Origin of the sequence: Streptomyces sp. NBC_00466 (assembly GCF_041433995.1) — a bacterium.
Taxonomy (GTDB): Bacteria; Actinomycetota; Actinomycetes; order Streptomycetales; family Streptomycetaceae; genus Streptomyces.
In genome coordinates, this window is the sequence record NZ_CP107896.1 from 6223738 (window position 1) to 6235965 (window position 12228).

Below are 12228 nucleotides of genomic sequence, written 5' to 3' on the forward strand. Positions count from 1 at the left end.
GTCTCGCCCTCGTCGAAGGCGGCGCCGCGTCAGACCCCTCTGGGGCCGTCAGACCCCTCCGGGCCCCGGGCCGCGGCGGCTGCCAGCGTGCGGGCGGCCTCGATGACGGATGTGCGGCGGCGTTCCAGCGCGGCCGCCTCCGTCTCCTCGCCGAGGGTCACACGACAGGTCCGCGGCACCGCGAAGTTCCACGAGATCAGGCTCATGACGGAGAACAGCAGGTCCTGGGCGACGCGAAGGCGGACGTCCTCGGATGCCCGCCGGTCACCTGCGCGGGCGAGGCGCACGGCCTTCGCGTGGAAAGCGTCCCGGCGCCCGGCCTCGGGGGCGGAGTCGGCCTCGGGAGCGGAGTCCGGTTCGGGTTCCCCATGCCCGCCCGCCGTCGAGGCGCCCGCGCTGTCCGACCCCGTCGCCCCCGTGGGCCCGGTCGATTCCAGGGCCTCCCACAGGAGCAGCCGGATCAGCTCGGGGTGCTCGCGGTGCCAGTCGAAGATCTGGCCGACCGACTCGGCGACGTCGTCCGGGTCGATGGAGATCGCGGCCCCGACCTCGTCCAGCTTCGCGTGCACCACGGCGGCGAACAGCCGTTCCTTGTCGCCGAAGTAGAGGTAGATGGCCTGCTTGTTGGCGCGGGCGGACCGCGCGATCCGGTCCACGCGGGCGCCCGCCAGGCCCCGCTCGGCAAACTCCGCGGCTGCCGCCGCGAAGATCCGCCTCCTGGTGTCCTCCGCGTCGTAGGCCATGACCGTATTAAACCATCCGGTTGACTCCGGTCATCGCGCGAGGCACTATCGCAGCAAGAGAAAAACAACCAGATGGTTTATTACCTGGAAAGGCATCCCATGAGCACCGACGCCGCCGCGGCAACTCCCGCCCCCGTCCCGGCCACCGCCGTTCCGCTCCCTCAGTCCCTCGCCGGTGCGACCGTCATGATCGCCGGCGGCAGCTCCGGCATCGGGCTGGCCGCGGGCACGCTGCTGCGCACGGTCGGCGCCCGCGTCGTACTGGTCGGCCGGGACCCGGACCGGCTGGCGGCCGCCGCCGACCGGGTACGGAAAGCCGGCCCGGCGGGGGAGGGCGACGCCGTACTCACCGTCGCCGGTGACGCCGGGGACGAGCGCACCCTCGCGGAGGTCTTCGACGCCGCAGGCCACGTCGACCACGCCTATGTCACCGCCGGCGGCCACGCCGCCCCGGGGCTCCTGGGTGAGCTGTCCGACGAGGGGATCCGTGCGGCGGTCGCCGGCGGCATGGGGCGGACGTTCGCCCTCGCCCGCGCCGCGGCGAGGTGGCTGCCCGCGGGCGGGTCACTGACCCTCAGCTCGGGCGTCCTGCTGGCCCGCCCCGTGCCAGGGCTGTCCGTCACGCTGGCCGCGGGCGGCGCGGCGGAAGCGCTGACCAGGGCGCTCGCCGTCGAACTGGCCCCAGCGCGGCAGCGCGTGAACGCCGTCCGCTACGGCGCGATCGACACCCCGCTGATGCGCTCGCTGCCCGGCATGGAGACGGACGAGGCCATCTCCGCCGCCGGTGCATCGGTGCCGCTGGGCCGGTTCGGGACGGCGGAGGAGGCCGCAGCGGCGGCGCTTTTCCTGATGTCGAACCCGTACGTCACCGGCCAGATCATCACCGTCGACGGCGGCCACGTCCTCGGCTGAGCGGAACCGTCCACCGAGGCCGTTCGGCTGACGCACCGCCAGGACAGTGTCTTCGGCGCCCCGCCCTGGCGCAGGCTCCCGGCGGTGTCCACGACTGTCGTACCGGTGGGGCAGTGCGGCGACGGCCTCCGGGAAGCTCGGGCGGGCGCCTCCTCTGGCGGTACGGCTACCTGGCATGGCGGACGCAGCACACCCCCGCCAACGCGCTGGAGACAGTGCGCGGGGTGGCGCTCCACCTCCAGTACGGTCTCCAGCGCGCTGCACCCGAACGGACCGGAACGGGCTCCAGTGGAACCAGCACCGGGTCAGCACGAGGAGATCTGTGTCTGAGGAGGCTGGAGCGCCCCCAGCCTGTGACCTGCATGTCTGTGTGGGAGGGCGGTACGTGTTACATAGCGCCCTCCCATTTGGAGAACATCTGGCTCCGCACGAAGCGGTACGACGCGAAGGGCAAGGTCACCAGCGGTACGGGCGGTGTCTGCTACCTCTACTGGCCCGCTGATCCGACACGGAGTCAGCGCCGGGTTCTGGAGTCGCTCGGCCTGCTGTGACCTGGTGCGGCGCGCTGACCGGCCGCGCGGTATCCGGCCAGGGCCGATGGCTTCATGCCATTCATCCGCAACGTACCTCCGGCGACACACAGGCCCGGCTACACAAGAGGGTCGGGGCGGTCTTCCGCTGCCCTCTTGGGAGAGCGTCGTGCTCTGGTGGGAGGTCCGGCGGTTGCTGACGATCAATGTGGCGGCGAGCGGCGTCACCCGGGCCGGCCGATGAGCCCCCGTGCGAAGGCCAGGCGTCCGACGGCTCGGCGGCGCCGCAGGCCCGGCAAGCGGCGGCAGCGCAAGGACGAGCGGCTGATCGGCGTCGTCGTGGCTGCGGCCCTGGCCATCACCCTGGTGGCAGCCGCCATCAACTGGCTGCTGGCCCACTCATGGGTCCTGATCGTCATCGGCACGCTCGCGGTACTGGCCGGCGGAGGCTGGTTCCACCGGCAGCAGCGGAGGGCCCGGTGGGAGGCGGTGCGCGCCCGGGGCCTGCGCTACGAGCTGCTCCAGCTGGACGCCCTGCACCACTCCCGGTTCGAGGACGCGGTACGGGACCTGATGCACCGTGACGGCTGCCGGGACGCGGTCCGCGTCGGGGGCGGCGGGGACCTGGGTGCGGACGTGAAGGCCACCGACCCCTACGGGCGACGCTGGGTGATCCAGTGCAAGCACCGGCGCAACGGCCCGGCCGGCTCGGCCGTGGGTACGCCGGACCTTCAGGTACTCAACGGCACAGCCCGGCAGGTCCACGGCGCCGACATCGCGGTGATCGTGACCAACGGCCGGGTCACCGCGCCGGCCGTGGCGTTCGCCAGGCAGCAGCGCCTGCATGTGGTCGACCGCCAGACCCTCGCCGTGTGGGCAGCCGGCTCGCGCCCCTTGTGGGAGCTACTGCGAGCCGTCCCGCCGCCCCGCAGGCCGACTGCCCTGTCCTGATGAGCTTGGCCGTCCAGCCTCATCAGGAGGTGCCGACGGGCCGGGACCGCCGGAGTACGGGTGCGGTGAGGCGGGCAGACGGGGACGGGGCACACAGCCCGCCAGGGTCGGTTCCGCGTCCAGGAGGATCCGCGTGTACGGGTGCCGGGGTGAGCGGAACAGCTCGTCGGCCGCGGAGTGTTCCACGATCCGGCCCAGGTACATGACGGCGACCTGGTCCGACATCTGCCGGACCGCCTTGAGGCTGTGGCTGATGAACAGGACGGTCAGGCCGAGCCGGCCCTGAAGTTCCCGCAGGGTGCCCAGCACGGCGGCCTGCGCCGGGGCGTCCAGGGCCGAGGTGATCTCGTCCGCGATCAGCACCCCGGGCGCGACGGCCAGGGCCCGGGCGAGGGCGACCCGCTGGCGCTGGCCGCCGGACAGCTCCCGGGGCAGCCGGGCCGCGATCCCCGTGTCGAGTCCGACGAGATCCAGCAACTCCGCCACACGGAGGTCGCGTGACCGCCGGTCCGGTCGGTGCAAGGCGGTCGCGGCCTCGGTCAGGGTCCGACGGACCGTCATCCGCGGATCGAGCGCCGTGTCCGGGTCCTGGAAGACCATCTGTACCTGTCCGGCCTGCCACCTGCGCTCTCTGCCGGTACGCACGCGCAGGGGACGTCCTCCGACCAGAACGCTGCCGCCGTACGACGGGCACAGGCCGACGATCGCGCGGGCGAGCGTCGACTTCCCCGAGCCGGATTCCCCCACCAGAGCGGTCGTACGGCCGACGGGCAGCCGAAGGCTCACCCGGTCCACGGCGGTGACAGGACCGCGCGGCCCGCGGTAGCGGACGGACAGGTTACGGACTTCGAGTGCCGGTGCGGTCATGGAGTCTGTGCCTGCTTCGGGTCGCGGGGGAGAGGGACAGCAGGCGGGTACCAGCACGCGACCTGGTGCTCCGCCCCGGTCCTGGCGAGGGGCGGCCGCTCACTCGCGCACCGGTCGTGGCGGTACCCGCAGCGGGCCCAGTACGGGCAGCCCGTTTCGGCCGGCTCCGGCGCCGTGGCCGTGGATGTGGCCTCCGCCGACGGCAGCGGAGCGGTCGCTGAGGCGATGAGTTCCCGGGTGTACGGATGGACGGCGTCCGCCACGAGGCGCGCGGCGGGCACGCTCTCGACCAGCCTTCCCCGGTACATGACCAGGACCCGGTCGCACAGCTGGGCCACCAGGGCGAGATCGTGACTGATGAACAGGACCGCCATGCCGGTGTCACGGCGCAGCGTGGACAGCAGCTCGATGACCTGCCGTTGCACCGTGGCGTCGAGTGCGGTGGTCGGCTCGTCCGCGATGAGGATTCTGGGACCGGTCATCAGCGCCGCCGCGATCAGAACCCGCTGCCGCTGGCCGCCGGAGAGCTCGTGTGGGCGGACCTTCAGTAAGCGGGAAGGGCTCGGCAGGGCCACCTGGCGCAGCGCGGACAGCGCCTTCTCCGTGGCCTCCGCACGGCTCAGGCCCAGATGTGCGCGAGCGGCCTCGGTCAGCTGCGTACCCACGGACAGAGCCGGGTTGAGGGCGGACGCCGGATTCTGGAAGACCGTCGCCATGCCGGTCGCGAGGAGCCTGTCGCGCTCCTTGGCGGTGAGGGCTTCCAGGTCGTGGCCGAGGAAGCGGTAGCCGGTCCTGCGCACCTGGACATGCGGCGGCAGGAGATCGGCCAGGGCGAGGGCCGTGAGCGACTTGCCGGAGCCGGATTCACCGACCATTCCGACGAGTTCGCCCGGGTGGACGGCGAGTGTGACTCCGTCGACGGGACAGGCCGTGCCGTGCCGGGTGGGGATACGAACGGTGAGATCCGTGACGGACAGGAGCGCGTCGTGTGCTGGCTCGCCCGCGCCGGCCGGGACGTGCGCGTTGTCGGAGCGTTCACCAGGTGCCGGGCCCGGCACCTGCCGCCCGGCGAGCCGGCCCGCGGCCGCCTCTCCGAGGAGCGCGAACGCCAGCCCCGCCCAGAGGATGGCCAGGCCCGGGGCGAGGGCGGGCACCGGATCGGTGTAGATACGGCCGAGTCCCTGGCTGAGCAGCACGCCCCAGTCGTACCCCGGTGGCTGTACACCCAGCCCGAGGAAGCTGAGTCCGGACAGCGCGACGAGCGCGGCACCCGCCGACACGGTGGCCTGCAGGACCAGGGGTTCGGCGATGTTCGGCAGGACGTGACGCACCAGCACTCGTCGGCGGCGCAGCCCCAGGAGCCGGGCGGCCTGCAGGAAGTCCTGGTCCGCGACGCCCGCGGCCAGGGTCTGCGCGATCCGTGCGAAGCTCGGGACCATGGCCACGGCGAGCGCGAGCGTCGCGCCGCGCGCTCCCGCTCCGAAGATGATGGCGAAGAAGACCGAGACCAGGATCGCCGGAAAGGCCAGCAGGAGCTGGATCACGAACGCCAGGGCGCGGCGCGCGCGGTCTCCCACGACGGCGGTGGCCGCGCCGAGGATCACACCGGGCACCCCGCCCAGGAGGGTCGCCGCCAGCGCCAGGAGCAGCGAGGGCCGCGCGCCTGCCAGGACCCGGGCCAGCAGGTCGCGTCCGAGGTGGTCGGTGCCGAACGGATGGGCGGCGGACGGCTCGCGCAGCACCTGTGCGGGGTGCGGGCGCGCTGCCTCCGTCCCGCAGAGAACCGGGCCGAGGAGCGCGACGACGACGAGCACGCCGAGCATGGCTACGGCGACCAGGGCTGTCGGTGTCGTGAAGCGGGCACACCTGGCGCGGAACCGGCTGTGTGTCCCGGGCCTGCGCGAGGACCGTGCCGTTGACGTCTCCATGGATCAGCTCTCCCCGAGCGTCGAGCGCGGATCGAGCAGGGCCAGGGCCAGGTCCACCAGGAGGTTGACGGTGAGCACGGCCGCGCTCAGGACGAGGACTGTCGCCTGCACCACCGGGTAGTCCTCCGCGACGACGGACTGGGCTATCGCCGACCCCAGTCCTGGCCAGGCGAACACCTTCTCCACCAGGGCGGTTCCGCCGACGAGCGCAGGCAGCATGTTTCCGGCGACGGCGAGGGAGGCGGTGAGCATGTTGGGCAGCGCGTGGCGGACGTACTGCGTGAGGGCGGGGAGCCGTTTCGCGCGCGCGGTGCGCATGTAGTCCTCCGCCAGGACCTTGAGCGCCTCCACACGCACGATCCGGGTGAGCATCGCGCAGGGTGCGAGCGCGAGCGCGGTGACCGGCAGTACGTACGCCGTGATGCCCGTACCGCCCGCGACGGGGAACAGCGGCAGGCCGATCGCCAGGGCGGCGGTCAGCCCCGCCGCCAGGACGAAGTCGGGTACGCCGATGAGCACCGAGGCCGTGGTGGTGAACGCGAGATCGGCGCGCGGTCGGCGGCCGTCCCTGATCCAGGCGGCGGCGAGCAGACCGATGGGCACCGCGACCGAGATGATCACGGCGAACGCGAGCCCCGCGAGCCGCAGCGTCGCGGGCAGGCGCGTGGCGACCAGCTCGGTCACGGGTTCGCCCGTCACCAGGGAGGTGCCCAGATCGCCGTGGAGCAGAGCGTCGATGAAGTGCCGGAACTGGACCGGAAGCGGCTGGTCGAGGCCGAGTTGGTGACGCCGGGCCGCCACCAGGGCGGGGGGTGCGTCCACGCCGAGGGCGGCCCGCACCGGGTCGCCGGGGATGAGCCGGATCATCGCGAACGTCCCGGTGGCCACGAGCACGAGCGATACGGCACACCGAGTCAGACGGCGTACGAGAAAGGTCGTCCAGCGACGGTGATGACGCCGTCCGCGGTCCGCGCGGGCCACCAGCGGTACCCCCTGGAGTACACGGCGCATCCGGTTCACCGTCCGGCGCCCCTGCCGGAGTCCGTCCGGAAACTGGCCGGCATGAGCTGGCCGCCGTCCCCCACGTCGAACCGCACGCCGCGTCCGTACAGGACCTTGCTGCCGTCCGCGACGGGCAGGGCATCGGCAGCGTGGAGCAGCGCCTGCGCCGCCCGGTTCCACAGCGCGCAGCCCGACGTATCGGGGCTGCGCAGCGCCTTCCGGGACAGGTCGGTGTAGCGGGAATTGCGGATGTGGGCGAAGTTGAGTCCGGCCGGCGGAGGCGGGCCTGAGAAGAAGGGGACCAGCTGTGCCGGAACCGGGGGGCCCGGCGCGCTCCCCATGACGACGTCGAAGTCGCCGTCCTCGTACATGGCCTTCACCAGGGCCGGAAGGCTCTCGCTGACGAGATCGGTCCGCACCCCGAGTTCCTGCCAGGTCACGGCCATGAGTTCGGCCACGGCCGGCAGAGTGGATCCGCTCGCCGGGCTGCTCACGATGCGCAGCCGCAGTTGGCGTCCGTCGCCTGCCCTCCGGAGACGTCCGTCCGCCGCCCGCCGCCAGCCCGCCTCGCGCAGCAGGGACAGGGCGGCCGGGCCGGAGAGGTGAGGCGCCGTCAGGTGCGTGTGGCAGACGGTGCCCCGCGCCGTGAGGTGCCCGGCCGGTCTGCCGTTGCCGCCGATCGCGACATCGGCCAGCCCCTCGCGGTCCAGGGCGCCCACCAGAGCTCTGCGCACGGCCGGGTCGCCGAGTGGGTGGCCCGGCGCCTCGTTGAAGAAGCTGAGCCCCACCACGGTGGGGACCACGGCCTCGTACAGTCCACGCTCGGTGAGCCGGGCCCGGTCGGATCCGCCGACAGCGGCGATGTCGAGGCCACCGGTCAGCAGGAGGTTGGTGGCAGTCGACTCCTCGGGGATCACTGTCAGCCTGATGCGCGCCGGTACCCCCGCGGTACCCGTGCGCGCGCCTCCCGGACCCCAGGCGTACCCACGGCGCCGTGTGAACACGTACGGACCTCCCGGCCTGGAGGCGCTGAGCACATAGGGGCCTGTGCCGTGCGTCGCCCGGACCAGGGAACGCGGATCGTCCAGTCCGGCGGGACAGATGACGGGGAGCAGGCCGACGGTGCGGACCAGGAAGCCGAACGGGGACGCCGTCGAGACCGTCACCACTCTGTGCGCGTCGTCGGCGGTAACGGTCAGCGGCACGTCGGGCAACGCCTGTTGGGCCGCGGTGAAATGGTTCTTCGGGTCGGCGGCGTACGTCAGCGAGCGCGCTACGTGGGACGCCTTGAGCTCCGTTCCGTCGGAGCAGGTCACCCCCTTGCGCAGGGTGAACGTGGCCGAGGTGGCGTCGGTCCGCCAGCGGACGGCGAGTCCTGACCGCACCCGCCCGGCCCCGGAGAGGTGGACGAGAGAGTCGTAGGCGTACGGGGCGGCCGTCGCACCGGACGTGGAGTAGGGGTGGAAGCTCGGGATGTCCGACGGCACGGCCACGCGTACGCCTCCTGGGGCGGCGTGGTCGTCGGCCGGCGTCGCGGCGCACCCGGACAGGACGCAGGCCGCGGCGGTTCCGGCAACGGCGGTGCGGTGAAGGAGAGTCAGACGTCTGCGGGGCACTCGCCCATGGTGCGCCGCTGCTCCCAGGTGCCGGCCGGCTCGAACTGGCCGGATCGCGCCCCCTGAGCAGGCGGTGGACGTGGCGCCTGGGGTGCCGCGCCCAGTGTGGACGGCCCGGACCGGGGTCTTTCTATTCCAGTCGCGGGTTCCTGGCATGGCGGAAATCGATCCCCGAGATCACCCTTCCGAGTAAACGTTCCGAAATTGGTGCGGCGAAGATCGACAGCGAATGGCCAAAAACAACCGACACGCCTGGTGAATTCCTGGGTAAAGATCGTCTACGGGGGCCTTGATTCAGGGCTTCGACGCCGCAGTTCTCCATACCGCGATGGCCCGGTACCTGGCCGGAACCACACCGGCCAAGTGGCTCCCCGTACCCGTTCGGGTGAACGTGCACGAAGCAGCGTGGTTCCGTCCGGGCGGCTCGACTACGCTTTCTTGTGTTGCCGAATTCAGCCCGAGGAACTCACCGGCCGACTGGAGTCGGAAGCCCCATTTCCGGATCGATTTCCTTTTCGGTCCTGCTACATTCGGATCTCCTTCTCTGTGGAGCCCGGCGGGGATTCGACTCCTGGTCGCCTTCACTGTTTGTCTCATCGGTCGAAATGCACCTCCAGACCGAACAACCATCACACAGCCCAGAACCCGAGAAATGGATGCCGAATCATGCCGCCTGTAGTCCCGCCGTTTCTCATCGGTCTCATCGTCGCCCCGCTGGCCAAGCGATTCGTCACTCCGCTGGTGAAGGGGGTTCTCAAGACCTCGGTCGGACTGGTCATGGAGGTGAAGCGTGCCGCTCACGAGGCGAACGAGGGGTTGCATGACCTCGCCGCCGAAGTGACCACCGAAGTCATGGCCGCACAGTTCGCCGCCGAGGGCGCCACCGTCAGGGCTCCGGCGCCGGCACCCGCCGAGGAGACGGCTCACGCGGTTGCCGCAGAGGTCCGGACGCCCCCGAAGGCACGCGCAGGCGGGTCCGAAAAGGCGCGCTGATTCTGCCGCAGGACCGCATTCTCCGCGTAACTCAAGCCAACGGCCCGGCGAAATTCGAAGCGTTCCGCCGGCCGTTGCCCGGGGTCTTGGTGAACGGCGCCCTCGTCAGGGCGCCGTCGAGAAAATTGGAACATTCCTGAAATGGCACTACTGGTGGGGGCGGCGGGCGTGGACCAGCCTGTCCGCGGGGACGTCAGAATGCGCTCCAGCGTACCCGGGCGACAGCGCTGGAACATTCCCGAAATGGTCGGTAAACCGCACTTCGCGGACGTGCTCGCTGCCGCATTGCAGGAAATCCGCGGAATTAATTCGGTGCGCGCCAGTTCCGTCACCGGAAGCGTCCTCGTTCTTCACGGACCGGCTGTGGGAAGCGCGGATATCGGTGCACTTCTGAGAAATGCTCTGGCTCTGATCGCCGGGAATGCCACCCGCCACCGCGAGGAAACCGGCCCTTCGGGAATCCCTGCCACGCCACCTGTGACCGAAGCCGAACCCACCAGGAGGGCGCTCCACCCCGCCCTCGCGGTCACCGGAGGTGTGGCAGGGGCAGCCGCCCTCGCGTTCGGGCCCGGCAAGCTGTTGCGCAAGCCGCTGGTGGCGCTCGGCGTGGTCGTGACCGCCACGATCGTCGTCGTACGCCGTGCCGTGTCCGGAGACATCGCGCCGACGGGCTCCCGCACCACGACAGGCACCGTGCCCGGCGCCACCGTGCCCGGCGCGGCGCCTGCGTCCCGGCCCTCGCTGCGCTCCCTGCTGGACATCGTCGGCCGGCACAGACCCCGCCTCGCTCTCGCCACCGGTCTGTCCGGCGTGTGCCAGCTCGCCGAGGTCGCGTGCGGACTGTTCCTGGGCTGGATCGCACTGGTGCTGATCAAGGGCTCCTGTCCGCCGCTGCTCGCACTCGGCCTGACCACCGCCTCGGCGCAGCTGTGGTTCCTGGCGGGAGCAGCGGCCGTGGCATGCGCCGCCGTCGCCGGACTGTCGTACGCCGCGACCGTCGCATGGCGCAAGCTCGGGCAGAACATCCAGCACGACTGGCGCAACAGCACGTACGCCCACGTGCAGCGCCTCGAACTGGGCAATCTGGAGGGCGAGCGCACCACGCGCGTCGCGGGCGTCCTGACCGACGACGTCACCCAGCTCGGCGCCTTCTTCGCGACCAGCGCGAACGACATCGTCCAACTCGCCACGAGCTTCCTGGTGCTGGTCCCCGCCTTCCTGGTCCTCGCCCCGCAGATCGCGTGGATCGCCTTCCTGCCCATGCCGATCGTGGCATGGCTGTCGTTCCGCTATCAGGACCGCGTGGGCGCCGACTACGCCGTCTCCAGCGAGCACCGGGCGGAGCTGCACAGCCAGTTGGTCAACAGCCTCCAGGCAGGGGCCACCGTCAAGAGCTTCTGCACCGAGGAGTACGAGGCCGAACGCGTGGACCGGCTCGGCGAGAAGTGCCTGCGGAGCAACGAGCGCACCGACCGCAGCACCGTCCGCCACGCGGAGACCATCCGCGCCTGCACCACCGCCTCCATGGTCGGCATGCTCCTCCTGGGCGGCCGGTCGGTCCTCGACGGCGCCCTGCCCTTCGAAGTCTTCAGCCCGCTGATCGGACTGCCCCAGCAGGTCCTGGTCCGGCTCACCAGGCTCGGCACCATCGTCGACCAGTACCAGCGGACCCTGACCGCCTACGACCGCGTACGCCACCTGCACGCCCTGCCCACCGAACCCGTGGGCGAGGAGCAGCCTCTCGACGCGACCGAGGTCCGGGGGGCCATCGCTCTGGAACGGGTCACCTTCGCCTACGCCGGCCGGCCACCCGTGCTCAAGGACTTCTCCCTGGACATCGCCCAGGGGCAGGTGACCGGCATCGTCGGCGCGACAGGATCGGGCAAGACCACCATCGCCAAACTCCTCATGCGGTTCCAGGACGCCGAGTCCGGCCGTGTCCTGCTCGACGGGCGCGACGTACGCGACCTCGCCCGCCGCGATCTGCGCGGCGCGGTCGGGTTCGTGGCACAGGACCCGTTCCTCTTCGACGGCACCATCGCCGACAACATCCGCTACGGCAGTTTCGACGCCTCCGACGAACAACTGGAGCGCGCGGCCCGTACGGCCGAGGCGCACCCGTTCATCGAAACGCTCCCCGACCGGTACGACACGATGATCGGTGAACGCGGCGCCGCACTCTCCGGCGGCCAGAAGCAGCGCATCGCGCTGGCCCGGGCCATCCTGAAGGACCCTCCCGTCGTCATCCTCGACGAGGCCACATCCGCTGTGGACAACGAGACCGAGGCAGCCATCCAACGCGCGCTGCGCAGTTTCGCCGAGGACCGCACCCTCGTCGTCATCGCGCACCGGATGTCCACCATCCGCAACGCCGACCGGATCTACGTCCTCGACAGGGGCGGCGTCGTGGCCGAGCGCGGCACCCACGCCGAACTGCTCGCCCGGGACGGGCTGTACGCATCGCTGTGGGACCTCCAGGCCGGCGAGAGGGCCGCGTAACTCTCACCACCCGACGCACCCGCTGCGCACTCGATTCACCCGATGCACTCCACGTCCTTCGTAAGTCCCACCCCCTCTTTCTCTGTAAGTCCCACCCTCTGACGACCCGTCGTCCGGCTTGGCCGCCTGCGGCCGGACGAGGTTGTCGCACGCCCTGGCAGCGCCGCCCCCGGCGCCCGGGCGCCAC

At 71.4% G+C, this 12228-nt stretch carries 9 protein-coding genes and 2 pseudogenes; 6 read left to right on the top strand and 5 right to left on the bottom strand.

Annotation, left to right across the window (positions count from 1 at the left end; all coding sequences use genetic code 11):
• Positions 1-29: 29 nt before the first annotated feature.
• Positions 30-743 carry a TetR family transcriptional regulator gene (locus OG210_RS28065; protein WP_328324559.1) on the bottom strand — a complete coding sequence of 238 codons (714 nt, stop codon included), beginning with the start codon at positions 741-743 and terminating at the stop codon, positions 30-32.
• A gap of 99 nt (positions 744-842) precedes the next feature.
• Between OG210_RS28065 and OG210_RS28070 the strand changes: the two genes are divergently transcribed.
• The 3 genes and pseudogenes from OG210_RS28070 (at position 843) to OG210_RS28080 (ending at position 3136) form a co-directional block, all read left to right on the top strand.
• Positions 843-1655 carry an SDR family oxidoreductase gene (locus tag OG210_RS28070; RefSeq protein WP_328324557.1) on the top strand — a complete coding sequence of 271 codons (813 nt, stop codon included), beginning with the start codon at positions 843-845 and terminating at the stop codon, positions 1653-1655.
• Positions 1656-2065: 410 nt separating this feature from the next.
• Positions 2066-2206 (top strand): annotated as a pseudogene (locus tag OG210_RS28075) (peptidase C39 family protein); the annotation flags it as partial.
• 219 nt (positions 2207-2425) lie between these two features.
• Complete coding sequence (locus tag OG210_RS28080) at positions 2426-3136, top strand: restriction endonuclease (protein ID WP_371539235.1); 711 nt, start codon at positions 2426-2428, stop codon at positions 3134-3136.
• Here OG210_RS28080 and OG210_RS28085 read toward each other — a convergent pair.
• From OG210_RS28085 to OG210_RS28100, 4 genes are read right to left on the bottom strand one after another with little or no spacing between them, the layout of a single operon-like run.
• Entirely contained in the window at positions 3089-4003 is a 915-nt protein-coding gene (locus tag OG210_RS28085; protein WP_371539237.1) for an ABC transporter ATP-binding protein, read from the bottom strand. The two genes, OG210_RS28080 and OG210_RS28085, sit on opposite strands and share 48 nt — an antisense overlap.
• Positions 4000-5931, bottom strand: coding sequence for a dipeptide/oligopeptide/nickel ABC transporter permease/ATP-binding protein (locus OG210_RS28090; protein WP_371539240.1), 1932 nt, complete (start codon positions 5929-5931; stop codon positions 4000-4002). Before OG210_RS28090 ends, OG210_RS28085 begins: the two co-directional genes overlap by 4 nt.
• A 3-nt stretch (positions 5932-5934) precedes the next feature.
• Entirely contained in the window at positions 5935-6942 is a 1008-nt protein-coding gene (locus tag OG210_RS28095) for an ABC transporter permease (protein ID WP_371539242.1), read from the bottom strand.
• Between the two features lie 5 nt (positions 6943-6947).
• On the bottom strand, positions 6948-8549 hold the full coding sequence (locus OG210_RS28100) for an ABC transporter substrate-binding protein (RefSeq protein WP_371539244.1): 1602 nt from the start codon (positions 8547-8549) through the stop codon (positions 6948-6950).
• Between the two features lie 666 nt (positions 8550-9215).
• Here OG210_RS28100 and OG210_RS28105 point away from each other — a divergent pair.
• From OG210_RS28105 to OG210_RS28115, 3 genes and pseudogenes are all read left to right on the top strand, one after another.
• The gene (locus tag OG210_RS28105; RefSeq protein WP_328324547.1) at positions 9216-9542 is read left to right on the top strand and encodes a DUF5132 domain-containing protein; all 327 of its coding nucleotides are present in this window, start codon (positions 9216-9218) and stop codon (positions 9540-9542) included.
• Between the two features lie 141 nt (positions 9543-9683).
• Positions 9684-9881, top strand: a pseudogene (locus OG210_RS28110) (HMA2 domain-containing protein); the annotation flags it as partial.
• A 138-nt stretch (positions 9882-10019) separates the two neighbouring features.
• Positions 10020-12041: an ABC transporter ATP-binding protein gene (locus OG210_RS28115; protein ID WP_371540514.1), complete on the top strand. Its 2022-nt coding sequence runs from the start codon at positions 10020-10022 to the stop codon at positions 12039-12041.
• Positions 12042-12228: the final 187 nt, after the last annotated feature.

Coding starts and splice junctions, on each gene's coding strand:
- OG210_RS28090 (WP_371539240.1), bottom strand. CDS start 5,931: ATGGAGACGTCAACGGCACGGTCCTCGCGCAGGCCCGGGACACACAGC.
- OG210_RS28085 (WP_371539237.1), bottom strand. CDS start 4,003: ATGACCGCACCGGCACTCGAAGTCCGTAACCTGTCCGTCCGCTACCGC.
- OG210_RS28065 (WP_328324559.1), bottom strand. CDS start 743: ATGGCCTACGACGCGGAGGACACCAGGAGGCGGATCTTCGCGGCGGCA.
- OG210_RS28095 (WP_371539242.1), bottom strand. CDS start 6,942: ATGCGCCGTGTACTCCAGGGGGTACCGCTGGTGGCCCGCGCGGACCGC.
- OG210_RS28105 (WP_328324547.1), top strand. CDS start 9,216: ATGCCGCCTGTAGTCCCGCCGTTTCTCATCGGTCTCATCGTCGCCCCG.
- OG210_RS28080 (WP_371539235.1), top strand. CDS start 2,426: ATGAGCCCCCGTGCGAAGGCCAGGCGTCCGACGGCTCGGCGGCGCCGC.
- OG210_RS28070 (WP_328324557.1), top strand. CDS start 843: ATGAGCACCGACGCCGCCGCGGCAACTCCCGCCCCCGTCCCGGCCACC.